Source organism: Paenarthrobacter sp. OM7 (assembly GCF_029873575.1).
Classification (GTDB): Bacteria; Actinomycetota; Actinomycetes; order Actinomycetales; family Micrococcaceae; genus Arthrobacter.
Genome location: NZ_CP123579.1, coordinates 1,526,901 through 1,550,783 on the forward strand (window position 1 = coordinate 1,526,901; position 23,883 = coordinate 1,550,783).

Below are 23,883 nucleotides of genomic sequence, written 5' to 3' on the forward strand. Positions count from 1 at the left end.
CATCCCTCGGGTTCGGGTGGATGCTATTGCGTCCCTTCGTAGCCTATGAGCCAGTGGAGGCCGTGGCGGTCCACTACTTGACCGTCTGATGCACCCCACGGCTTCGGTGCGAGTGGGTCCAAAATTCGGCCGCCGTCCGACAATTTGTCGAACCATTCATGAAGAACTTCGGGATCGGCAGCTCCCAACAGCGCGAGCATCGCGCCTTGGATTTTGACTGTCGTTTCACCGCCGGCAGCGTCGGATCCGAACAAAGAGACCGCACCGCTCAGGACCCCATGGGCGATGGCATCCGACGGGCCGTCCGTGCGGTTGAAGTCCCCAAAGCTGTGCAAGGAAAGCTCACCGCCGAAGATCTTCGCGTAAAAGCCAAGCGCCTCGCGGGCTGTTCCGGGAAAAGTGACATAGAGCTGGGGTGCCGTCATGAGCTCATCCTACAAACCAGTCACCATGGCACACACCCCTGACACGTCGCCAGCCCGCCATCCCCTTCCAGCCCAACGACGACCATGCCTCGACGGTCGAACCCGAGCCCACGTGGGAGGTGAAAGAGGGTTGGGTTTAAGGACGTGGGAGGTGAGAGAGGGTTGGGTTTAAGGGCGTGGGATGTGAGAGAGCGTGCCTTGAGGGCGACGGCGCTGTGGGGGGTGACCAAGGGAGGGACCCTAAGCCTCGGAACGCAGCCCGGGCTCCTTTTGCAATCCGGTGAGGCCGTTCCATGCCAGGTTCACCAGGTGGGCGGCGACGGCGCGCTTGTCCGGCGTGCGGCTGTCGAGCCACCACTGGCCGGTCATTGCCACCATCCCTACCAGCATCTGCGCATACATGGCACCGTCTGCGGCGCTGAACCCGCGGCGGGCGAATTCGTCGGACAGCAGGTGCTCCACCCGGGCAGTGACGTGGGAGAGCAGTGTGGAAAAGGCGCCTTCGGGCTGCGATGGCGGGGCGTCACGCATGAGGATCCGGAATCCGTCGGTGCGGTCTTCGATGTAGCCAAGGAGGGCCAGGGCTGCGCGTTCCACCAGTACCCGGGGTTTGGCTTCGGTACTGAGGGCTTCGGTAATGGAGTCCAGCAGGATCCGGAATTCGGTCTCCACAACCTGCCGGTACAGGCCTTCCTTGGAGCCGAAGTGCTCGTAGATGACGGGCTTGGAAACTCCCGCGCTGGCAGCGATTTCCTCAATGGTGGTGCCGTCCAGGCCGCGGGCAGCGAAGAGTGCGCGGCCAATGCCGATGAGCTGGGATTTGCGCTGCTGGCCGGTCATCCTGATGCGGACTGCAGGGCCGGTGGAAACCTGGTCCAAGGGTGCAACGGTGTCCTCGGGCCGGGGGAGTTCAGTGCGCTTGCTCACGTGACCATCATGCCTTACCGGCCGGTTACAGGCCCGGCATGGCGGGTCGGAAAGGGGCGCGGGAGGCGTCGCGGAGTGCGCCGGGGCAGGGGTGCCGGGCGGTCAAGTCGCGAAGCATGCAATGGTCATGGCAAACTAGATTCTTGTGTGTGCATCCCGGTAGCCCGGGAAACCGTCAAGCCCTGCTGCTTGATGGTGTGAATCATGCACGGTCCGCTCTGGTGTAATGGCAGCACCCCGGCCTTTGGAGCCGTGGAGTATAGGTTCGAATCCTATGGGCGGAACGGTCGGAAAATGCGCTCCTCTCTGTACCTGGAACGGCTCGAACGGTGCCTGGGTCCATTGGGATGGCAGCATTCCGAAGCCGGGTTACCCGGGACATACCGAGCAAGGAGAGCCAGTACGTGAGCCCCGAATCCACCGGTCCCGCAGCGGTCATAGTTTTGGCCGCAGGCGCTGGAACGCGCATGAAGTCCCGGACCCCCAAGATTCTCCACGAAATTGGCGGACGCTCCATGGTGGGCCACGCTCTCCTGGCAGCCCGTTCCATCACTCCGCTGAAGCTGGCGCTTGTTGTCCGGCACGAGCGCGACCGCGTGGCCGAGCACGTCACCGGGCTGGATCCCGAAGCATTGATTGTTGACCAGGACGATGTCCCCGGTACCGGTCGCGCAGTGGAGGTGGCCCTCAAGGCCCTCGACGCCGAAGCCGAACTTACCGGCACCGTCGTAGTGACGTACGGCGATGTTCCGCTCCTGACGGGCGAACTGCTTGGCGAACTCGTTACCACCCACGAGGCCGAGGGCAACGCTGTCACGGTACTCACCGCGGTCCTGGACGATGCCACGGGCTATGGCCGGATCCTCCGCGCCGAAGACGGAACTGTCACCGGCATCCGTGAACACAAAGATGCGAGCGAGTCCGAGCGCAGCATCCGCGAGGTCAACTCCGGTATCTACGCCTTCGATGCCGCCGTGCTGCGCACCGCGCTGGCGAAGGTGACCACGGACAACGCGCAAGGCGAGATGTACCTCACTGACGTCCTGGGATTGGCGCGCGACGCCGGTGGCCGGGTTGCCGCCGTCGTGACCGAAGACCGCTGGCAGGTTGAAGGCGCCAACGACCGCATCCAGCTTTCGGCGCTGGGCGCCGAGCACAACCGCCGCATCATCGAATCCTGGATGCGTGCCGGCGTGACCGTGGTTGACCCGGCCACCACCTGGATCGATTCGACGGTGACCCTCGACGAAGACGTCCGTCTGCTGCCCAACACCCAACTGCACGGTTCCACCACAGTGGCCCGCGACGCCGTCGTGGGTCCTGACACCACCTTGACCGATGTCAACGTGGGCAAGGGCGCGAAGGTTATCCGCACGCATGGTTCCGGTTCAACCATTGGCGCCAAGGCGAGCGTAGGACCGTTCACGTACCTCCGCCCGGGCACGGTGCTGGGGGAGACCGGCAAGATCGGCGCGTTCTACGAAACCAAGAACGTGACCATCGGCCGCGGTTCGAAGCTGTCCCACCTGGGCTACGCCGGCGACGCGGAAATCGGTGAGGACACCAACATCGGCTGCGGCAACATCACGGCCAACTACGACGGCGAGAAGAAGCACCGTACGGTCATCGGCTCGGGCGTCCGCACCGGTTCCAACACGGTCTTCGTTGCTCCCGTGACGGTAGGCGACGGTGCCTACAGTGGCGCCGGGGCCGTCATCCGCAAGGATGTTCCCGCAGGCGCCCTCGCCCTCAGCCTGGCCGCGCAGCGGAACGCCGAAGGTTGGGTCATTGCCAACCGTCCGGGGACCTCTTCCGCTGCTTTGGCTGAAGCCGCCCAGGAACCGGCGTCCGCCTCCACATCCTCACAATCCCCGGCAACCATAGAAGAAGGCAAATAGGCATGAGCGAAATTACCGCACACGGAGAGAAGAAATTAATTCTCGCCGCCGGAAGGGCACATCCGGAGCTGGCGCAGGAAATCGCGAAGGAGCTGGAGACTGAGCTCCTGCCCATCGACGCCTACGACTTCGCCAATGGGGAAATCTACGTCCGTTCGGCCGAGAGCGTGCGAGGCACCGATGCCTTCGTCATCCAGGCCCACCCGGCACCGCTGAACAACTGGCTGATGGAGCAGTTGATCATGATCGACTCCCTGAAGCGCGCCTCTGCCAAGAGGATCACGGTTGTTTCGCCGTTCTACCCCTACTCCCGCCAGGACAAGAAGGGCCGCGGCCGCGAGCCCATCTCGGCCCGCCTGGTTGCCGACCTGTACAAGACTGCCGGCGCGGACCGCATCATGTCCGTGGACCTGCACACCTCGCAGATCCAGGGCTTCTTCGACGGCCCCGTTGACCACCTCATGGCCATCCCGCTGTTGGCTGACTACATCCGCACCAAGGTTGAGGCTGACAACATCACCGTTGTTTCCCCCGACACTGGCCGCGTCCGCGTTGCCGAGCAGTGGGCCGAACGACTGGGCGGCGCCCCGCTGGCGTTCGTGCACAAGAGCCGCGACCTCACGGTTCCCAACCAGGCTGTTTCCAAGACCGTTGTTGGCCAGGTGGAAGGCCGCACCTGCGTCCTGATCGATGACATGATCGACACCGGTGGAACCATCTCCGGTGCTGTCCAGGTCCTGAAGAACGCCGGTGCCAAGGACGTCATCATCGCCTGCACCCACGCGGTCTTCTCCGACCCCGCGGCGCAGCGCCTGGCCGATTCCGGCGCCCGCGAAGTCGTGGTCACCAACACGTTGCCCATCCCTGCCGAGAAGCGCTTCCCGTCGTTGACGGTGTTGTCGATCGCACCGCTGATTGCACGCGCCATCCGTGAAGTGTTCGACGACGGTTCGGTCACCAGCCTGTTTGACGGCAAGGCATAAGACTGCCTGAATCAGAACGGGCCATCCGCTGCCTCCGGGCATGCGGGTGGCCCGTTTTGCTGCCCGTTTTCATGTTGGACGTGTTCCGCTGCTAAACTCTTGGGGATACCTTGGCGAGGGAGAGCACATCCGGTCCACGTTGCGTGGGCCTGGGTTGCGGGTCTCCGTTATCGACTGGGTCTGCATCTCCTTCGACACAGGCGGAACGGCTGCCCAGCGGCCGCCCTCAGCCGGGCGTAGAAGGTCTCCAGACCTCCGCCCTTGCTGATAGACCAGCCCGGCTTTTACCGGGCGCCACAGTAATCAAGGAGTACACATGTCTGAGCAGAAGCTCACCGCAGAACTGCGCACCGAATTCGGCAAGGGTTTCGCCCGCCGTGCACGCATGGCCGGCCAGATCCCGGCTGTCATCTACGGCCACGGCGCAGAGCCGATCCACATCAACCTGCCGGGCCGCGCCACCACGCTGGCAGTGCGCGTTTCCAACGCTCTTCTGGCGATCGACGTCGAGGGCGAGCAGCACCTGACGCTCGTCAAGGACATCCAGCGCGATCCCGTAAAGCAGATCATCGAGCACGTTGACCTGCAGACCGTGAAGGCCGGCGAGAAGGTTACCGTCGACATCGCGATCCACGTTTCCGGTGAAGTTGCTCCGGGTGCTGTTGCCAGCCTCGAAGCCACCACGGTTTCCCTCGAGGCTGAGGCAACCCACGTTCCCACCGCCGTCGAGGTCAGCATCGAAGGCCTCAAGGCCGGCGAGAGCATCCACGCTTCCGACCTCGTCCTGCCGAAGGGTTCCACCCTCCTCACCGAAGGCGACACCCTGGTGGTCCGCATCGCTGAGACCGCTTCCGAGGCTGAAGAAGAAGCACCGGCCGCTGAGTAGTCTTGTGACTGCTTGAGGCGCAAGCCGTTGAGTGGCCGGGTACCTTCGGGTCCCGGCCACTTTCCTTTGTCCTTGCCCTGTTCAAGACCAGTCCCGCCGCACATCAGTTCCCGCTGATACATCGAAACGTTCCCTAGGATGAGACCATGAGTGACACTTGGCTGATTGTCGGCCTCGGCAACCCCGGCAGTGAGTACAGCAACAACCGGCACAACGTGGGCCAGATGGTGCTGGATGAACTTGCTGCCCGCATGGGCGGAAAGTTCAAGGTCCATAAGGCCCGGGCCCAGGTAGTGGAGGGCCGGCTGGGTATCGGTGGCCCCCGCGTGGTGTTGGCCAAGCCCATGACGTACATGAACACGTCAGGGGGGCCGGTTGCGGGCTTGTGCAACTTTTTCGACATCGCCGCGGACCATGTCATAGCGGTCCACGACGAAATCGATATTCCTTTTAACACAGTCAAGCTAAAACTGGGCGGAGGCGAGGGCGGGCATAACGGCCTGCGGGACATCTCCAAAGCTCTCGCCACCAAGGACTATTTGCGCGTCCGCGTAGGAGTGGGGCGGCCTCCGGGCCGGATGGAGACCGCCGATTACGTCCTCCGGGATTTCGCCACCGCCGAAAAGAAGGAACTGCCGTTCCTGGTGGACGAGGCCGCCGACGCCGTGCAGTTGCTGATGGACCAGGGCTTGTTGTCTGCGCAGCAGAAACACCACCCCGCCAAAGCTTGAGCGAATCTTGAGGTAAGCCTGAGGAAAGCCTGACGGTCCCAAAGACCCTAAGGCCTACAAACTGTCGGCGCCCGGCGGTAGTGTGCATGGTACGCAGGTAAGCGGTGGGGGACTGTCGCGGATGTGTAGCGAAGGATGCGAATGTCGGCGGAGTTGCTAAACAAGGGCGGGGGAGGCGCAGCAAGGGCTGCGGCTCCCGATCTTGTGGGCGGACCAACGGACAGGCAAACGTGGTCGCTGCTGGCCCGCAGCCGCGATCTGTCCAAGGCGGGAAAATTCCTCGACTCACCCGATTCGTATGGGGTGGTCCTCACTGGTCAACGGGGGATCGGCAAATCCGGCCTCGCCCGCGCCGTAGTCTCCTCGCTGGGCCCCAAGGTCCACAGCCTTCAACTGCGGAACACTGTTGCCAATGGCCAAACTCCGTATGGATGCCTGGGTTTCCTGCTGGCCCGCCTGCCATCCGAAGCCGTCAGTTCTCCCACCGGCATCCTGCATGCGGTGACAAGCCTGATCAGGCAGGAAGCGGCGGGCCGGGACACCGTTCTCATTGTGGACAACGCCGGCGGCATGGACCCCATGAGCACAGGCGTGCTGCTGAACCTCATGGCCACCGGAACCGCCAAGGTAGTTGCCACAGTGCAGCGAGCCAGCGACCTGCCAGCCGACTTCCACCGCCTGGTCCTCGAAGGCGAGCTGGGGGAGGTCCATCTCAATACCCTGAGCGAAGAACAGACCAAGCAGGTGTTGGGATCGGTCCTGGGACACTACGTATCATCAACGCTGGTTGGTTCGCTGCACGCGGCAGTGGGCGGAAACCCGATGTTGCTGCATGCCCTCCTGGAAGAGCAGCGGCAAACCGGCAACTTGGTACTCAACGATTCCGTTTGGACGCTGCGCGACCGGATCAAACTGGAGGGCGCCACGGTGGTGGAGGACTTCGTCCGCTCCAAACTGGCGCGCGAAACACAGGCCAGCAGGACCGTCGTCGAAATCCTCGCCTGTGCGCAGCGCGCAACCCTGGTGGACCTGGCAGGCATCTTTGGCACCGAAGTTCTGGTAGAGATGGAAGACTCCGGGCTGCTCACCGTTGAACGGGGAGATGACCACTGGGTATCCCTGAGGGATCCCTATGTGGGCGAGGTGGTCCACAGCTGGCTGAGCACCCGCCGCAGACGCGAACTGCGGCTGATGCTTCATGGCCCCAAAGAGCCTGAACTGCAGGGCCTCGCCGCGCAGGATCTCCTGAGCTATGCCGCATGGATGCACTCCTGCGAAGACGAACCAATGCCCTCGCCTGCCCACGCCTTGGCAGCCGGACGCGCAGCACTGGACAACTACGATCCCAACTTTGCCATCCAGTGCACGCTGTCCTTGGATCCAAAAGACGAAGAGTGGGTCCCGGGGCAGCGGCTGAAAGCTGCGGCGTACCTCATGCTGGACCTGCCGTTGCACGCCGCCCAGGCTCTGGATGAGGTGTCCGAGTCCCACCTTGCCGCGCTGGACCCGGTGGAGTTCGCGGAAGTAACCGCCGCGAAATGCCAGGCAATGACGTGGATTGATGGTCGGGCGGGCATGGTGCCGGGGGTCATCTCCGACGGACTTGAGACTCTCGGGGCCATGGCCGGCAACTACCCGCCTGAGACAGTGGCCAAGGCCTATAACCGCCTTCACCTGTGCAGTTATGAGTACAACACCTACATGGGTGAGTACGCCTCCATCATCGATCAATTGGAGGAAGAACTGGCCAAGGATCCTCAAGTGGACCGGGAGCACTGGTTAAGGTCGGCGTTCTTCCTGGTTGAGGCCCGCTGCATTCTGGGCCGGGAGCTTGAGGCGCAGGAACTTGCGCGGACCGTTTCACGGCATCTGGGCGATACTGACCGGCCTGCCCAGCTTGAAGAAGCCTTTGCCAAGCACGCTTTCCTGGTCCTCTTGCTGTCCGGGCAGTGGAGGCAATGCATCGAACTCATGCGTCGCACACCGTCCCGGTCGTCGCGGCTTCAGTACAGGGGTGCCCTGACTGAACTGGGCATCGGCCTCGCCTACGCCTACGCCGGTAAACCTGCCAGTGCCATTGAGCCCCTCAGATCCGCGGTTGCCCAGCTGGAACTCCGCCCGGCCATGAACATGAACAAGGTAGCCTACGCTGCCACCGCTTTTGCCTATGCGCAGGTGGGCAATTCCGTGGAAGCGGGCCGTTATCTGGACCTGTACAGGACATGCCGTGGCGAGGGAACCTATTTCTCCGAATCCGTGGCCGATTTCTGTGCTGAGATGGCTGGGCGATGGATGGGGGATCCGGACGTCAAGCAGCGGCTCCTGGCCCGGGTCCGCGACGACGTCGAGAAACAGCGGGTGACCACTGCCGGCATCTGCCTCTTCGGCGCCACGGTTGAAGGCACCGACGAAGAGTACCGGCTGCTCGAGGATATTGCCGGGCGCCGCCAGGGGCCACTGGCCCGGATTTCCGGGAACCTCGCCCGCGGTGCACTGAACAGGAGTTCACGGTCCCTGCTGGAGGCAGCCGACGCCGCTGCGGCGCTGGACCTGTTGGTGGTCGAGGCCAGGTGCGTGGCCATGGCACTGGACTTTGCCCGGGACGCGGGTGAGACAACCGCTGCCCGCACGGCGCAGCTGAGGCTGGAACGGCTGGAGCATTCCGTGTCCGCGTTGCCGATACAACCGCGCAGCGACGCGCCGGTATTGACGGAGCGGGAACGCCAAATTGCTAAACTCGCCGGGAAGGGTGTCAGCAACCGTGAAATCGCGATGGATATTGGGGTGTCTGTGCGAACTGTCGAAGGCCATTTGTACCAGGTGTTCACAAAGTTGGGTGTTTCGTCTCGAGGCGAGCTCAATGGGCTCCTATGAGGCAGGCAACACTGTAGAAGTGCGGAGCGCCCATGCGGGCTGAGCACCTTGTAGGCCGGGACGCCGAGCTGGAACTGGCCATGAAGATCCTGCGCCAGGAAGGTGCGGGGGCTGTGCTTCTGCTAGCGGACCCCGGCATCGGAAAGACGGCCCTTGCCGCCGAAATTGCGAGCCGCCTGGCAGGAGAAATGGTGGTAATGCGGGTCCACGGAAGCCCCGCGTTGTCTGCTGTGCCCTACGGTGTCCTGGCGCCCTATTTGCTGGACTTGCCTGTGGAACAAGCTACCTCGCCGGTGGCGATCCTGCGGGAGTTCTGGGCACAGTTCGAGAAACGCCGTGGCGGCCAAGGTGCACGGCTCTTGCTTATTGTGGACGATGCCCACGACCTTGACGAAGGCAGCACCCAGATACTGGCCGAATTGGTGACGGCAGGGTGGGCCAGGCTCGTGGCCACGGGCAGGCCTCGCCCGGGTCTGCCCACCGCGCTGCTTCAGCTGTGGTACGACGGCCTCGCTGAGCGGCTGGAGCTTCATCCCCTGGACCATGAGGGCGTCACCGAGCTCGCGGAGAAGACACTGGACGGAACCGTCATGGCCAGTGCCGCGGACGTGCTGCACTCCGTGTCCGAGGGCAATCCATTACTCCTTCGCTGCCTCCTGGACGACTCAAGGGCGGACGGAAACCTGGTGCGGCGGAACGGTGTCTGGTTCCTGACACGAGCCCTTTCGGGCAGCGGCGAAGGCTTGGCCGAGGTAGTGCGGAACCGTGTACTGCGGAGCAGCGAGGCTGAGAGGGAAGCGATGTACGTCATCGCCCTCTCCGAACCCGTCCCTGCCGCCGTGCTGGACACACAAGTTGGCAGGGAAACCGTGCGGGCGCTGATGGACAGCCGGCTGGTGCTGTCCACCAACGGGCCCGGAAGCCCCCTCAAGATGTGGCACCCCATGTACAGCGAGGCGCTGCGCCAGCTTGTTTCGCCTGCCCGCAGCCTCCAGATCCGCCAGCGCATGGTCCAACACCTGATCGCGGAGCCGCCCACGGCCGAGGGACTGCTCCGGTTGGTGAGCTGGGCGCTGGACTGTGGTGCCGACGTCGATGATGAACAACTGCTGGAGGCAGCTTTCCTGGCTGCAAAACTGCTCCAGAACCCCCTGGCGCTGGCAGCAGCCGGCAAGGTCCGCTCCGAGGCGTTGCGCCCGCGCGCCCGCGCAGTCATGGCCATGGTCAGCTACAACGACGGCGACTTTGGCACTGCGGTGCGGCTGTTGGAAGAGGGCCTGGGGTACTTGGACGCCGATCCGTCGGGTCCCCTGGGGGCAGGGCTTTTGTGGGCCGCCGCGCGGGCGGCCATGGGTGACTCATCGCCGGACATTGTGGCCGATGCCCGGACCGCGGCGGCAGCCCTCGTCAACGGACTTCCGGAATCAGACCCCGTGGTGGGGCTTGTGGGGCGGCATGCCAAGGCACTGGAGTTGGCGGCGCTTGCCCACGAGGGCCACTACGCAGAAGTCCGTGAAGGCCTGGAGCGGTTTGGGGCAGCGCTCAGCCCGGAACAACCGGATTTTGTCATGAACCGGGTATTCCTCCTGGCCATCCAGTGCGAACTCCTGACGGTCGAGGGCCAGGCCGTGGAGGCCCTCGACGCCGGCCGTGAAGCGTTGGCGCTGCTGGACGAGCAGGCTGATGACCTCCTTTACTTCAGCGACTTTGTGCTGGCGCGCTACACCCTTGCCGCGCTGGGAGCGGGGGACTGGGGTGCCGCAGGGACTGCCCTTGAACGTTACTCAGCGAGATCGGCCATGGGCCTCATCGTCTTTGGTGGGGACATCCAAACCCTCAAAGGGTTGTCACTTCTGCGTCAAGGCAGGCTGGAGCAGGCCGCGGAGCTGGTGACTCCGGCCGTCGAGGCACTCAGGGTCAGGGACCCCCAACAGCTGAAGAATCTGGGCAATGCACTCGCGTTCTATGCCGCGGCGAGGTCTGGCGACACCGCGCTCGCTGACCGCCTGGCCGGCGAACAGGAAGGCCAGGCAGGCCAGCAGGCCGGTGCAGCGGCCGGAGGAGCCTACGTGGAGGCCCTTGCCGAACTTTTTACCCTGGCCGGCCAGGAGTTGGTGGCCAAAGGCTCAGGGCTGGACAAGCTCAGGAAGCTCCCGGAATCCATACGGCTGCATCAGGAGCCCGGTGTCCTGCTGCAAAACCTGGTGCTCCGTGCCGAGCTCGGCGACGTACAGGCCATGGAGTCCATCAAGGGGATCACACCATCCATGTCAGGTGCCTGGGCAGCCGGATGGCTTTCCCTGGCGGAAGCACATCTGGGCGCTGACGGCCAAGGATTCGTCAACGCCGGCAACCTTCTGGCCGCGGCCGGCATGCCCGGACCAGCCGCCGTGGCGTTCGATAAAGCGGCGTTGTCCTTCGACGCCGAAGGAAAGCGACCGGAGGCCCGGCAGGCAGCGGTGCTGCGCGATGTCAGCGAAGCCAGCCTTGGTGATGCCCTGGTCCATGACCCCAGCACCGAAGCGGACCGCTCGGTGCCGTTGACCCGCCGTGAGCAGGACATCGTGGCGTTGGCAGTCTCAGGGCTCACCGACCGCCAGATCGCGGAGAAACTCATGGTGTCCGTACGCACGGTAGAGGGCCACCTCTACCGCAGTTACGCCAAGTTGGGCATCCGCCGTCGCGAAGATCTCGGGGCTGCTGTCCGTCATTGACGGCAGTGTTCCTCGAGTACTCACTAACCACCCACCACGCCACTTGGCCCCGCCACCGCACGGGTTTTGGCCAATCACTGGAGTAACCCGTGGGAGTGTTGCGCCCAAACCAAGTAGTGCGCCTCTGAGGGACTGAGTACAACAAGGTAGAGGCCCGGAAAAAGCCCCGGACTAATCGAGTACCAACTACTGGTGTACCCCGTTCGCCACCCCGGCAGTATTGATCTTGGAAGAACGGTTCAGCCCCAAGCATCACCGGGATTCCGAAAGTCGCATCATCCGCATCGGTGGTCTCTTTGAGCCGATGCACCGGACACCGAAAGGTGTTCCGGCCCTGGACGAAGCCGGCGGCGACAGAGTCTTCTGAGACCGAGACTCTCCCCCCAGCCGCCGCCGGCTTCTAGGCCAGGTAGCCCGCACTTCGCGGAAATCACCCCTCCCGGACCATGGGACTGCTGCTATTGGAGTGCGCATGCTGCCGGATCCCTGGCTGGACGAAGACACCGTCACAGTCGGGCTGAGGCCATCACCCTTCCCGGACCGGACGAGGCTCCTGGACATCATCCTTTCCGCAGTACCGTCGCCCTCCACCAGTGGCATCGTGGTGGTAGGGGACCGAGGATCCGGAAAGACCCACCTGTTGCTCTCGGTCAAAGAGGGCCTCGCCGAAACCATGGATGTCAGAAGTTTCGCCGGGAAACCAGAGCTGAAGACCACCAGTTACGGCGCCTTGGGCGCGGCAGCTGAACCCGGCGGTGAAGACACACTGCCGCCGGGGCTTCACGTCCTCCGGGCCCTGACCAGCACCCTGGGTGCCGCTGAATATTTGTACACACCACAGATGGGCCGACGCCGGAACAAACGCCGGGCTCACACGGCAAGGCCGCCGCTGGTGCTGTTGGTGGACGACATCCACTACGTAGACCCAGCCTCCTTGGCCGTCCTGCTGCAACTGATACCCGGTTTCGGGGCAACCTTGGTTGCAACTGCCGACAGCCGCCGGCCCCTTCCTCCGGACCTCTACCAACTCTGGGAAGACGGCTTCCTGGAACAGTACGTTCTTCCGCCCTTTACCTTCAGCGAGGCTCATGCGCTGTCCGAATCCATCCTGAGTGGAAAGGTCCAACGCCGTGCCAGCAGCCTTTTAGCCGCCATGAGCGGCTTCAATGTGGGGCTGCTGGGGATCGCCATCAACGATGCACGGAATGCTGGTCTGCTGGTGCAGAAGGACGGCTTCTGGACCATTGATGTCCGGGCCCACTGCGACTGGCCAGGTGTGGTGGCACAAGTGCAGGCAGAAAACGCCGCCCGGCCTGCCGAGGAACGGCATGCACTCGAACTCATAGCGCTCGCTGAACCTGTGGCGCTGGACGTTGTGGAGCACCATTTTGGCCGGAGCGCCGTTGAACACCTTCTGGCCAACCGGCACATCCGGCTGCTGGCGGGGCGGCCGCCGCTGGTCAGGACAAGTTCCTGGCTGCGTGGCGAGGGTACCCGGCTGGCCGTGCCACGACCCAGGAGCCTGGCCCTCCGCCTTGGCGTTGAGGAGCCCGCGCTCACGCGCGAATCGGCCCCCACCCTGCTGCGGTGGATGACATGGACCCTTGACTGTGGCCTGACCCTTTCCGATGAGGTTCTTCTGGCTACCGCCCCGGCCGCTGACAGGCCGTCAACTGCCGAACTCGTCATGCGGGCCGCCGCAGCAGTGGCCGGGCCGGGCCGGAAGAACGAGGCCAGGCTCCTCAGGGCGCGGGCCTTGGTTGCAGAAGGCCTGGTGGGCGAAGCCGCCCCGGAACTGCGGGAGTTGGCAGCAGGTGGGGGATCGCCGGAGGTAAAGGCCGATGCCGGCAGCCGCCTGTTGGCATTGGAACTCCTGGGGGCTGTCCCGGGTGGAGCAATGTCCGGTCTTTCGGAGGACGCCGGTTCAGGGGAGTCTGCTTCCGGCGCCGGCCGGCCGCAGACCCTGCAGGAAATTTCCGGCCACGTGGTGTGGAACGTCCGGGAAGCCGAACGGCTCTTACTCGCTGGATCCGCCCCGGAAGCGTTGGAGCGGTCAACTGCGGCAATGGCGGCCGTTGACGCGGACCCTGCCCTGGAGATGTTCCGGCCTGGGGTGCTGCTCCGGCACGTAGTATGCCTTCGCAACAATCTGGCCTGGAGCCAAATGGATTCACTCCTGGAGTGTCCTGCGGCCTTTGTCCTCCCCCCATACCTGGCCGTGTGCTTGGACGTTGCCCGGGGGTACGCCGAACTCAGCCAGGGGCTTCCCCGCGCCGCGCGGGGAACTTTGGAGCCGGTCCTCGCGGAATTGTCCGACGCCGGCCTTCCGCCGGTACTGGCATTCGCTGCAGCACTGCTGGCCTACTCCGAGGCGCTGTGCGGAAACCCTGCGCAGGCGATGGAGCGTAGTGGGCAGAGCCTCGCTGCTTTGCGGGAAGTCGGGGATCCCGCTGGCCTCCTTCCCCAGCTCGGCTCCGTCTATTTGGCGGCGGTGCAGGACCAGATGGCCGGTAAGCCGGGCCATCTGTTGGCGCTGGCAGAACAACTCCACCACCAGGGCAGCACGTTGTTGGAAGCCGAGGCAGTGTCCCTCCTGACGCTGAACGCAAGCAGTGCCGCCGTCGACGACCTTGTGGTCCAGCGGCGGCTGTCAGGACTTGCTGCGGAAATTCACGGAGCCGGAGGAGCCGCCCTGGGAACGTTTGCAGAGGCACTGCTGGACAACGATCCCAAGACGTTGGAAGCTGCGGGAAGAAGTTTGTCTGCCGACAGGCTGTTTGCCCATGCTTCCGTGTGCTTCTCCCGTGCGGCCAGCGGGTATGAAGCCCGAACCCGGAGTGCAGCAAGCCGGCGCACATTGGTCTTGGTTGAACGGTTGCGTAACGCGTTCGACAGCGGGGCTGTTCCGCCGCTGGGGTGGGTACCCGGGAGGGCCGGGGGCTGAACGTGCTGTACGGCACACCTTCGTCACCGCACGGCAGAGGCCACCGTGGGATAATAGGGAGTCCCTGAAGGATTTCCAAGGAGCGCCCCTTGACTGCCGTATCAACCCCCGCCTCACTGCTGCGGTCCGTGCATGCCATGGACAATGCGGAGGTGCTGCGGATCCGGAATGACTTCCCGGTGCTGGACCAGATGGTCAACGGTAAACCCTTGATCTATCTGGACTCCGGCGCCACGTCGCAGAACCCGCTCAGCGTCATCGAGGCCGAGCAGGAGTACTACGAACAACGTAATGCGGCCGTCCACCGTGGAGCCCACCACCTTGCCGTGGAAGCCACGGAGGTCTTCGAGGACGCACGCCAGACCGTGGCGGACTTCATCGGCGCGCAGTACGAGGAAACCGTGTGGACCTCCAACGCCACCGAGGGACTTAACCTCATCAGCTACGCACTATCCAACGCCGGGTTGTGGGCGGCGCAGGGCCGTGGCGATTCGCGCTTGAAGGACCTGGCCGTGGGACCGGGCGACGAGATCGTGGTCACCGAAATGGAGCACCACGCCAACCTCATCCCCTGGCAGGAGCTGGCCTTCCGGACTGGGGCCACCCTGAAGTACATCCCCGTCACCGACGACGGAACGCTGATGCTCGACGCCGCAGCCGGGATCGTGGGGGAACGGACCAGGCTCCTGGCCTTCACCCACGCTTCCAACGTCCTGGGGACCATCAACCCGGTGGTGGAGCTCGTGGCACTCGCCCGCAAGGTCGGGGCCCTGGTGGTCCTGGATGCATGCCAGTCCGTGCCGCATCTGGCCGTGGACGTCAAGGAGTTGGACGTCGACTTCGCGGTGTTCTCCGGGCACAAAATGCTGGCGCCTACAGGTGTCGGCGTGCTTTACGGCAAGCAGGAACTCCTTGATGTCATGCCGCCCTTCCTCACCGGTGGTTCGATGATCACCACGGTCACCATGGAGCGGGCCGAGTACTTGCCGGCGCCCCAGCGGTTCGAGGCCGGTACCCAGCGGATCTCCCAGGCTGTGGCGCTTGCTGCCGCCGTGAACTACCTCACCGAGACTGGCATTGACCGCATCCATGCGTGGGAAACGACGCTTGGTCAGCGCCTCGTCAAAGGGCTCGAGAGCATCGACGGCATCCGCGTCGTAGGTCCCGCCTCCGGGTCCGAGCGAATCGGCCTGGCAGCGTTCGACGTCGCCGGTGTCCACGCGCACGACGTCGGGCAGTTCCTTGATGATCGCGGCATCGCCGTTCGTGTCGGTCACCACTGCGCCCAGCCGCTGCACCGCCGCCTGGGCCTGACGGCCACTACCCGGGCGAGCACCTACCTTTACAACACCACGGACGACGTCGATGCTTTCCTCGATGCTGTTTCCGGGGTCCGGGCATACTTCCAGGCCTGACCTTCGGCAGCCCTGGAAGCCAGGCAGCCTCCACCAACGATTTTTCGCAGAACAGGCAACAACCACCATGAGTCTTGACCAGCTGTACCAGCAGATCATCCTGGACCACTCCAAGCAGCGGCACGGCAGCGGCTTGGCTGAAACGCCAGCCCCCGAAGGTGCGTCCACCGGCCAATCACACCAGCTGAACCCGGTGTGCGGCGACGAAGTAACGCTGCGGTTGGCCGTTGCTGACGGAACGGTCCGGCAGATCAGCTGGGACGGCGCGGGTTGCTCGATTTCCATGGCCTCGGCCTCGGTGCTCAGTGAACTGGCCGAGGGCATGTCCGTGGAGGAATTGCACTCCGTGATCGAGAACTTCCGTGAGGTCCTGCGGTCCCGTGGCAAAGTCCAGGCGGACCCGGAGATCCTGGGCGACGCTGCCGCTTTCGAGGGCGTTGCCCGTTACGTGGCGCGCGTGAAGTGCGCCATGATCTCCTGGGTTGCTGCCGAGGACGCGCTCAACCAGGCCACCGCCTGACCTTCAGCAGCAGCCCAGCACCCGCGCGTCAGTGGCGGGCAAAGACATCCGGTACGCCGTCGCCGTCGTCGTCCCGTTCTTCATCCGCCTGCACCTGACGGTACCGCCGGTTACGGGCCCTGAGTACGACGGCGGCCAGCAGCGCCGAAATCAGGGACCCTGCCAGGATGGCCACCTTGGCGTGGTCATTGTGGGCTGAACCGGTGCCGAAGCTCAGTTCGCCAATGAGAAGCGAAACCGTGAAGCCGATGCCCGCCAGAAGAGCCAGCCCAAAAAGGTCGATCCAGGCAATGCTGGAATCGAGGCTTGCGCGGGTGGTTTTGGTGACCAGGTACGTGGTGCCGAAAACGCCCACTGCCTTGCCCACCACCAGTGCTGCCACAATGCCGACGGCCACGGGATCCGTGAGCGCTGCCCCCATGCCATCGAATCCGCCCAAGGCCACGCCTGCGGAGAAGAACGCGAAGACGGGCACGGCGAAGCCTGCCGAGAACGGGCGCAGCCGGTGCTCGAAGTGCTCAGCCAGGCCTTCGGCCGGTTCTCCCTTCTTGCCGCTGGCCAGGACCGGAACGGCGAAGCCCAACAGCACCCCCGCCACCGTGGCGTGGATCCCGGAAGCGTGGACGAAGCCCCACGTGGCCAAAGCAAGGGGTACGAGCAAGTACCAGCTGCGGATCCGCTTCTGGACCAGGAACGTGAAGAGGGCCAACGGCACCAAGGCGGCCAACAGCATGAGCGGCTGCAGTCCCGTGGAATAGAAGAAGGCGATGATGCCGATGGCGATGAGGTCGTCCACCACGGCGAGGGTCAGCAGGAACGTCCGGAGAGCGGCCGGCAGGTGGGTGTTGATGACGGCCAGTACGGCCAGGGCGAAAGCGATGTCCGTGGCGGTAGGAATGGCCCAGCCCTTGAGCGTCTCAGGGGACCCGAGGTTGAAGAGGACAAAGATGGCGGCCGGAACCACTACGCCGCCGATCGCCGCGGCGACGGGAACAACTGCTTTCGCGGGTTTGCGGAGTTCGCCGGCCACGAACTCGCGTTTGAGCTCAAGGCCTGCCAAGAAGAAGAACACCGCCAGGAGGCCGTCCGAGGCCCAATGGCCGAGGCTCAGCTCAAGATGCCAGGGCTCGAAGCCGATCTTGACGTCGCGGAATGCGAAGTAGCCGTCGGCCGCGGGAGAGTTGGCCCAAATCAGGGCGACGACGGTGGCTGCCAGGAGGAGCGCGCCGCCCACTGTTTCCGTGCGAAGGATCGAGAGGATCCTGCGGTACTCGGGGTAACTGGAGCGCGAGAAAACTGCGCTTGAGCTGCTGGGTTGCTGAGGGGCTGCAGGGGGCTTCTGGGCCACGGGGGCTCCTTACTTGCGCAAAATCAATCGGTCTCAGGGGAGCACAAAGGCTCCGCCGACCAGACTTCCCGGCACACCAATAACCATCTTACCCAACTGAGTAACAGCAGAGCGCGTTATCAGCTCCCATAACGCGCTCTGCTGCTACTTGGTTGGGTGAAACCTAGGCGACGAGGCCCGCAATCCCAATGGCTGCCGTCGCGAGTCCCAGCACCATGGAGATGGTGACCAGCACAACGTGGACCGTGAGGAACTTGGTGGCCTTGCCTGCGGCATCGCGGGCGCGGGGATCCTTCATGACGCGCTTGAGGAACTGCGGCCACACCACCAGGGACCAGGCCCCGGCAACGATCAGGACAACCGCAAGGACAGCGGGGATCTCCACGTTAGTGGCTTTCGAGCCAGGCCTGGGCCTGCTGGGACTGGATGTTCAGGGCTTTGCCCACCATCGGCTCAGCGGCGTCTGCGATCTTGCCACCGAGGAACGGCACCGAAGAAGACACGTTGCCTTCGAGCTCGATCCGGGTGTTGCTGCCATCAGCCACGAGGCGCTGGACGGCCGTGACGTCCAGGGGAGCACCCGAGATCTTGAGAGCGATGTTGCTGGCGCGCGAACCGTCGGCGGCGGGAGCTTCCCACTGCTCGGTCTGGGTGACCTTCAGGGTTTCGCCAACAAACTTGCGGGCAATATCCGGCAGGCGGGTGGTGGGCAGGGTGCGGACAGTGGTGGTGCTGAAGGCGCCGGCGGGGTCGCCGTCGATGGTGAACGATTCCAGGGAGCCGCCCACCAGTTCGCTCGTGTGACGCAGGAAATCTTCGTTGACGAATACGGCAGCAACGCGGTCAACGCTGTGCGGCAGGGTGGTGGATGCGCTCAGGGCCATGGGTCCTCCGTGAATGGTGGTGGTGAAGCTTTTTAGCTCCCAACATCCTACGGGGTCTCGCTGGCCACCCCTGAACCGGCGGTCTTGGGCGGGCTTTCCTGGAGGGCGATGGCCGCTGCCGAGATGTTGCGGGCCATGGACGGGAAGATCAAGCCGTGGAACGGGTAGACCCCCAGCCAGTAGAGCCGCCCGGCCAAGCCTCGCGGGAAGAAAATGGCGCGCTGTTTGTAAAGGCTGCCATTACCGTCGGGTTCCACCGCCAGCTCCAACCATGCCCCTCCCGGTGCCCGCATCTCGGCCCGCAGGCGCAGCAGGTGCCCCCGGTCAATGGCCTCCACCCGCCACCAATCCACTACCTCGCCGGTGTTCAGCGTCTTGGGATGCCGGCGTCCCCGCAACAATCCGGCGCCGCCTTGGAGCTTGTCAAGCCACCCGCGGATCCGCCAGGCCAAGGGCAGGGAGTACCATCCGTTCTTGCCGCCGATGCCCTCGATGATGGTCCAGACATGTTCCGGCGGCGCCTCGCTGTGGAAGGTCCGTTCGTCCAGGAACACTTTGTAACCGGCCCAGTCGGGGTCGCTGGGAAGCGGATCGGCGTCGATGCCGGCGTTGGCCCAGGTGGTCTCCACCTGCCCGTCCCGTTCCTTGCCGAGCGCCAAGGCGACGGCGCGGCGGTAGGGCGTCAGGCCGCCGTCGGGCTGCGGGAAGTAACGGTCGACGTCGTGCTCCCGCGACACCGCGTCATGCTGCAGCGACTGCACCAACGGCAGGGACATGGACAAAGGAATGGGGGTCACCAAGGCGACCCACAAACCGGCAAGCTTCGGTGCAGGCACAGGGAGCGCAATGACCAGCCGCCGGGGGAGCCCACGCTCCACGGCGTACTCGTTCATCATCTCCTTGTACTTCAGGACGTCCCGGGACCCAATGTCGAAGGAACGGTTCACCTTCTCCGGGAGCGCCGCGGCAGCTACGAGGTAATGCAGGACGTCACGGACCGCGATGGCCTCAACCCGGTTGCCAACCCAACTTGGCGCGGGCATCACGGGAAGGGTTTCGGCGAGGTTCCGGATCATCTCGAACGACGCCGACCCGGAACCAATCACCACACCGGCCTGGAACACGATCGCGTCCACCGGCGAATCGAGGAACACCTTTCCCACGGTCTCGCGGGACCGCATGTGGACGGAAAGTTCCTCGTTCTCCGGGTGCAGTCCGCCGAGGTAGACAACCCTGTCCACGCCGGCCTCGGCTGCGGCTTCTGCCACGAGCCGGGCCATTGCTTCTTCCTTGGCCTCGAATCCGCTGCCGGACGCCATGGAGTGGACCAGGTAATACAGGACGTCCACGCCAGCCAGGGCCTCGGTGAGGCCTTCGGCGTCGGACAAGCTGTTCTCGATGATCTCCACGCGGTCATGCCAGGGAACATCGGCGATCTTCTGTGGCGTGCGGACCAGGACTTTGACCCTATGGCCGGCCTCGAGGAGCCGGGGGACAAGGCGGCCGCCGATGTAGCCGGTGGCGCCGGTCACCAGAACGGTCTTGGTGTCCTGCGGTGTGTTGGAATGGGTGGCTTCCGAAGGCTGCAAAGGAACTCCTGGGGCTGGGGGTAGAGGTAGGCTGGAATGACCCGGCGTTCATCTGAATTTCCGGGCATTTGTGTTGCCTGCCCTTGGACCCACCCTAGGAGTTTCTGTCATGAGCCTCAACGGTCTGCGCCGCGCATTGGCGGAGGACAAGACTTTCGCGCGCGTCCGAACGGAAGCTCAGCGGCCCTTCAGCGACCGCAACACTGACTACCAGATCAGCGCGCCCACGGGCATGCGGGCTGTGCTGCTCGCGGAAATGGCCGACGCCCTGGCCGACGCAGCCGCCGACGGCGCTGGTACTCCCGTGGTCCTCGCCATCACAGCTACTGGCCGCGAAGCCGAAGACCTCACTGCCGCTCTGGCCTCCTATCTTCCGGCCGGGTCCGTGGCCGCCTTCCCCAGCTGGGAAACCCTCCCGCACGAGCGGCTGTCGCCCCGCTCGGACACCGTGGGCCGGCGCCTATCCGTCCTGCGCCGCCTGACCCACCCGGAGACGTCGACGGCGGCCCCCTTGCGCGTAGTGGTGGCTCCTGTCCGCGCCGTGGTCCAGCCTCTTGTGGCCGGCCTGGGAGACCTGGTTCCGGTGACGCTGCAGGTGGGACAGGAACGCTCGTTCACGGAGGTGGTCCGCGCGCTGTCCGATGCCGCGTATGCCCGTGTGGACATGGTGACCCACCGTGGCGAATTCGCCGTCCGTGGTGGCATCCTTGACGTTTTCCCGCCCACCGAGGACCATCCCATCCGCGTGGAATTCTTCGGTGATGAAGTGGACCAGATGCGCTGGTTCGCCGTAGCCGACCAGCGCTCGCTGTCCGCCCCCGGCATCCACCACCCCACGGCGCTCCATGCTCCGCCGTGCCGCGAAATCCTGATCACGCCCTCCGTGATGTCCCGCGCGTCCAAGCTGAAGGCGGACATGCCGGCAGCTGCGGACATGCTGGAAAAGATCGCCGGCGGCATCGCTGTTGAAGGCATGGAATCGCTGGCGCCCGTGCTGGTGGACGCCATGGTCCCGTTCGTGGACCAGCTCCCGGCCGGGTCCTTGTCCGTCGTCATCGAACCAGAGAAGGTACGCACCCGCGCGCACGATCTCGCGGCCACCAACGAGGAATTCCTGGAAGCCGCCTGGTCAACAGCGTCCGACGGCGGTGCGGCGCCCCTTGACCTGTCGTCCCAGGCCTCCACGGACCTGCATGCTGCCAGTTTCCGGTCCCTGACCGACACCCGCTCGGCTGCCCTTGCCCACAACGTCTCCTGGTGGTCCATCACCTCACTGGCCACTGATGAGGACCTGGTCCTGGACATCGACGTCCTGAACATGCGTGCCCGTGAACCTCGGGGCTACCAAGGTGAAGTGGCGGAGATGCTGGAATTCATCGGCTCCCGCGTCCGCGAGCAATGGCGGGTGGTGGTGGTGACCGATGGTCCCGGGCCTGCCCAACGCCTGGCGGAGCTGTTCCACGACGCCGATATTCCGTGTTCCCGCGTTGAGTCGCTGGAGAAGGATCCGCAGCCAGGCATCATCGAGGTGACCACCGCCGCCGTCGGACGTGGTTTTGTCCTGGACGGCCTCAAACTGGGCCTGTTGACCGAAGCCGACCTGCTGGGTCGCGCGACGGCCAGTTCCACCAAGGACATGCGCCGCATGCCGTCCAAGCGCCGCAACGCCGTGGATCCGTTGCAGCTGCACGCCGGCGATTTTGTGGTGCACGAGCAGCACGGCATCGGCAGGTTCGTGGAGCTCATCCAGCGCAAAGTGGCTGGCACGTCGTCGTCCGATGCCGGGCTGCGCGAGTACCTCGTGCTGGAGTATGCGCCGTCCAAACGCGGCGCCCCCGGGGACAGGCTCTTTGTGCCCACCGACCAGCTGGACCAGGTGACCCGCTACGTCGGCGGAGACACCCCCGCGTTGAGCAAAATGGGTGGTGCCGATTGGGCCAGCACCAAGTCCAAGGCCCGCAAGGCGGTCAAGGAAATCGCCGGAGAGTTGATCCGGCTGTACTCCGCCCGCATGGCATCCCGCGGACATGCCTTCGCCCCCGATACCCCGTGGCAGCGCGAACTGGAGGAAGCTTTCCCGTATGTGGAGACGCCCGACCAGTTGACCACCATCAACGAGGTCAAGGCGGACATGGAACGGGAGATTCCCATGGACCGGCTGGTGTCCGGTGACGTGGGCTACGGCAAGACGGAAATCGCCGTCCGTGCAGCGTTCAAGGCCGTTCAGGATGGCAAACAAGTAGCTGTGCTGGTGCCCACCACACTGTTGGCGCAGCAACACTATGAAACCTTCACGGAGCGCTTCTCCGGGTTCCCGTTGCGGGTGAAGCCGCTGTCCCGTTTCCAGAGCACCAAAGAAGCCAAGGAAACGGCCGAGGGCGTCAAGAGCGGGGCCGTGGACGTAGTGATCGGCACGCACCGGCTGCTGTCCAAGGACTTCGAGTTCAAGGACCTGGGCTTGGTAATCGTGGACGAAGAACAACGCTTCGGGGTGGAGCACAAGGAAGCGCTCAAGAAAATGCGCACCAACGTTGATGTACTGGCGATGAGTGCAACGCCGATTCCCCGAACCCTCGAAATGTCCCTCACTGGCATCCGGGAAACATCCACCCTGGCCACGCCGCCTGAGGAACGCCACCCCGTACTGACCTACGTGGGCCCGTACACGAACAAGCAGACCTCTGCAGCGATCCGTCGCGAACTCATGCGCGAGGGACAGGTGTTCTTTGTCCACAACCGGGTTTCCTCGATCGAGCGCATCGCCGCACAAATCCGCGAACTTGTTCCGGAAGCCCGCGTGGAAGTTGCCCACGGACAGATGTCCGAAAGCCGCCTCGAGAAGATCATCGTGGACTTCTGGGAGAAGCGGTTCGACGTCCTGGTCTGCACCACCATCATTGAGACGGGCCTGGACATCTCCAACGCCAACACCCTGATTGTGGATGGCGCGGACAAGTACGGCCTCTCGCAACTCCACCAGCTCCGTGGACGGGTTGGCCGTGGCCGTGAACGCGCCTACGCCTACTTCCTGTACCCCTCCGAGAAGCCATTGGGCGAGGTAGCGCTGGAACGCCTCAAAGCCGTGGCAGCGCACAACGAACTCGGGGCCGGGATGCAGCTGGCCATGAAGGACCTTGAAATCCGTGGCGCGGGAAACCTCCTGGGCGGTGAGCAGTCAGGTCACATCCAAGGCGTCGGCTTTGACCTTTACATCCGCCTGGTGGGCGAGGCTGTGGCCGAGTACCGCGGTGAGGCCGAGGAAAAGGCGGCGGAAATGAAGATCGAACTGCCCGTCAACGCCCACCTTCCGCACGACTACGTGCCGGGGGAAAGGTTGCGCCTGGAGGCCTACCGCAAACTGGCCGCTGCCATCACGTACGAAGCGATCGACGAAGTCCTGGCCGAACTGGTGGACCGTTACGGCGAGCCACCGCTGCCTGCGCAGAACCTCATTGCCGTGGCGCGCTTCAGGGTGGGGGCCCGCGAAGCCGCCCTGTCCGACGTCGCGCTCCAAGGCAACTTCATCCGATTCTCGCCGGCGCAACTGCCCGAATCCAAAACCATGCGCCTGAACCGCATGTACCCGGGCTCCCAAGTGAAGCCCGCACTGGATGCCGTCCTGATTCCCAAGCCCAAAACCGCCAGGATCGGCGGGCGCGACCTCCAGGATGCCGAAGTCCTGCAGTGGGCCAACACCGTCATTGAAGCGATTTTCACCGACGTACCTGTGAAGGCTGGCTAACTG

General features: G+C 64.3%; 16 protein-coding genes and 1 tRNA gene. 11 read left to right on the forward strand and 6 right to left on the reverse strand.

Features of this window, described 5'->3' with window-relative positions; translation table 11 throughout:
- Nucleotides 1-23 precede the first annotated feature (23 nt).
- Nucleotides 24-425 carry a VOC family protein gene (locus QEH68_RS07150; RefSeq protein ID WP_280627531.1) on the reverse strand — a complete coding sequence of 134 codons (402 nt, stop codon included), beginning with the start codon at nt 423-425 and terminating at the stop codon, nt 24-26.
- A 240-nt stretch (nt 426-665) separates the two neighbouring features.
- The gene (locus QEH68_RS07155; protein ID WP_026542776.1) at nt 666-1,265 is read right to left on the reverse strand and encodes a TetR/AcrR family transcriptional regulator; all 600 of its coding nucleotides are present in this window, start codon (nt 1,263-1,265) and stop codon (nt 666-668) included.
- A 299-nt stretch (nt 1,266-1,564) separates the two neighbouring features.
- On the opposite strand from QEH68_RS07155, the gene QEH68_RS07160 reads away from it, so the two are divergent.
- From QEH68_RS07160 to sufU, 10 genes are all read left to right on the forward strand, one after another.
- A tRNA-Gln gene (locus QEH68_RS07160) sits at nt 1,565-1,636 on the forward strand.
- Nucleotides 1,637-1,756: 120 nt separating this feature from the next.
- Entirely contained in the window at nt 1,757-3,250 is a 1,494-nt protein-coding gene (glmU, locus tag QEH68_RS07165) for a bifunctional UDP-N-acetylglucosamine diphosphorylase/glucosamine-1-phosphate N-acetyltransferase GlmU (protein WP_280627532.1), read from the forward strand.
- A 2-nt stretch (nt 3,251-3,252) separates the two neighbouring features.
- Complete coding sequence (locus tag QEH68_RS07170; protein WP_011774071.1) at nt 3,253-4,233, forward strand: ribose-phosphate diphosphokinase; 981 nt, start codon at nt 3,253-3,255, stop codon at nt 4,231-4,233.
- Nucleotides 4,234-4,549: 316 nt separating this feature from the next.
- Nucleotides 4,550-5,119, forward strand: a complete 570-nt coding sequence (locus QEH68_RS07175; protein WP_207596836.1) for a 50S ribosomal protein L25/general stress protein Ctc — start codon at nt 4,550-4,552, stop codon at nt 5,117-5,119.
- Nucleotides 5,120-5,265: 146 nt separating this feature from the next.
- On the forward strand, nt 5,266-5,850 hold the full coding sequence (gene pth / locus QEH68_RS07180; RefSeq protein ID WP_280627533.1) for an aminoacyl-tRNA hydrolase: 585 nt from the start codon (nt 5,266-5,268) through the stop codon (nt 5,848-5,850).
- 141 nt (nt 5,851-5,991) lie between these two features.
- The gene (locus QEH68_RS07185) at nt 5,992-8,724 is read left to right on the forward strand and encodes a LuxR C-terminal-related transcriptional regulator (protein ID WP_280627534.1); all 2,733 of its coding nucleotides are present in this window, start codon (nt 5,992-5,994) and stop codon (nt 8,722-8,724) included.
- Nucleotides 8,725-8,756: 32 nt separating this feature from the next.
- Nucleotides 8,757-11,438: an AAA family ATPase gene (locus QEH68_RS07190; protein WP_280627535.1), complete on the forward strand. Its 2,682-nt coding sequence runs from the start codon at nt 8,757-8,759 to the stop codon at nt 11,436-11,438.
- Nucleotides 11,439-11,910: 472 nt separating this feature from the next.
- Nucleotides 11,911-14,382: an ATP-binding protein gene (locus QEH68_RS07195; RefSeq protein ID WP_280627536.1), complete on the forward strand. Its 2,472-nt coding sequence runs from the start codon at nt 11,911-11,913 to the stop codon at nt 14,380-14,382.
- Between the two features lie 89 nt (nt 14,383-14,471).
- Entirely contained in the window at nt 14,472-15,797 is a 1,326-nt protein-coding gene (locus QEH68_RS07200) for a cysteine desulfurase (protein WP_207596841.1), read from the forward strand.
- 67 nt (nt 15,798-15,864) lie between these two features.
- A complete protein-coding gene (sufU, locus tag QEH68_RS07205) occupies nt 15,865-16,317 on the forward strand; it encodes a Fe-S cluster assembly sulfur transfer protein SufU (protein ID WP_207596842.1) in 453 nt (150 codons plus the stop codon).
- A 28-nt stretch (nt 16,318-16,345) separates the two neighbouring features.
- Here the strand turns inward: sufU and nhaA are convergent, their stop codons facing one another.
- The 4 genes from nhaA to QEH68_RS07225 form a co-directional block, all read right to left on the reverse strand.
- Nucleotides 16,346-17,665 carry a Na+/H+ antiporter NhaA gene (nhaA, locus tag QEH68_RS07210; protein ID WP_280627537.1) on the reverse strand — a complete coding sequence of 440 codons (1,320 nt, stop codon included), beginning with the start codon at nt 17,663-17,665 and terminating at the stop codon, nt 16,346-16,348.
- 163 nt (nt 17,666-17,828) lie between these two features.
- A complete protein-coding gene (locus QEH68_RS07215) occupies nt 17,829-18,050 on the reverse strand; it encodes a hypothetical protein (RefSeq protein ID WP_207596844.1) in 222 nt (73 codons plus the stop codon).
- Between the two features lies 1 nt (nt 18,051).
- On the reverse strand, nt 18,052-18,549 hold the full coding sequence (locus QEH68_RS07220) for a DUF2505 domain-containing protein (protein WP_089594214.1): 498 nt from the start codon (nt 18,547-18,549) through the stop codon (nt 18,052-18,054).
- Between the two features lie 47 nt (nt 18,550-18,596).
- The gene (locus QEH68_RS07225; protein ID WP_280627538.1) at nt 18,597-20,138 is read right to left on the reverse strand and encodes an SDR family oxidoreductase; all 1,542 of its coding nucleotides are present in this window, start codon (nt 20,136-20,138) and stop codon (nt 18,597-18,599) included.
- Nucleotides 20,139-20,247: 109 nt separating this feature from the next.
- Between QEH68_RS07225 and mfd the strand changes: the two genes are divergently transcribed.
- Nucleotides 20,248-23,880 carry a transcription-repair coupling factor gene (gene mfd / locus QEH68_RS07230; protein ID WP_280627539.1) on the forward strand — a complete coding sequence of 1,211 codons (3,633 nt, stop codon included), beginning with the start codon at nt 20,248-20,250 and terminating at the stop codon, nt 23,878-23,880.
- Nucleotides 23,881-23,883 lie beyond the last annotated feature (3 nt).

Coding starts and splice junctions, on each gene's coding strand:
- QEH68_RS07150 (WP_280627531.1), bottom strand. CDS start 425: ATGACGGCACCCCAGCTCTATGTCACTTTTCCCGGAACAGCCCGCGAG.
- QEH68_RS07155 (WP_026542776.1), bottom strand. CDS start 1,265: ATGACCGGCCAGCAGCGCAAATCCCAGCTCATCGGCATTGGCCGCGCA.
- QEH68_RS07170 (WP_011774071.1), top strand. CDS start 3,253: ATGAGCGAAATTACCGCACACGGAGAGAAGAAATTAATTCTCGCCGCC.
- QEH68_RS07175 (WP_207596836.1), top strand. CDS start 4,550: ATGTCTGAGCAGAAGCTCACCGCAGAACTGCGCACCGAATTCGGCAAG.
- pth (WP_280627533.1), top strand. CDS start 5,266: ATGAGTGACACTTGGCTGATTGTCGGCCTCGGCAACCCCGGCAGTGAG.
- QEH68_RS07185 (WP_280627534.1), top strand. CDS start 5,992: ATGTCGGCGGAGTTGCTAAACAAGGGCGGGGGAGGCGCAGCAAGGGCT.
- QEH68_RS07190 (WP_280627535.1), top strand. CDS start 8,757: ATGCGGGCTGAGCACCTTGTAGGCCGGGACGCCGAGCTGGAACTGGCC.
- QEH68_RS07195 (WP_280627536.1), top strand. CDS start 11,911: ATGCTGCCGGATCCCTGGCTGGACGAAGACACCGTCACAGTCGGGCTG.
- sufU (WP_207596842.1), top strand. CDS start 15,865: ATGAGTCTTGACCAGCTGTACCAGCAGATCATCCTGGACCACTCCAAG.
- QEH68_RS07220 (WP_089594214.1), bottom strand. CDS start 18,549: ATGGCCCTGAGCGCATCCACCACCCTGCCGCACAGCGTTGACCGCGTT.
- mfd (WP_280627539.1), top strand. CDS start 20,248: ATGAGCCTCAACGGTCTGCGCCGCGCATTGGCGGAGGACAAGACTTTC.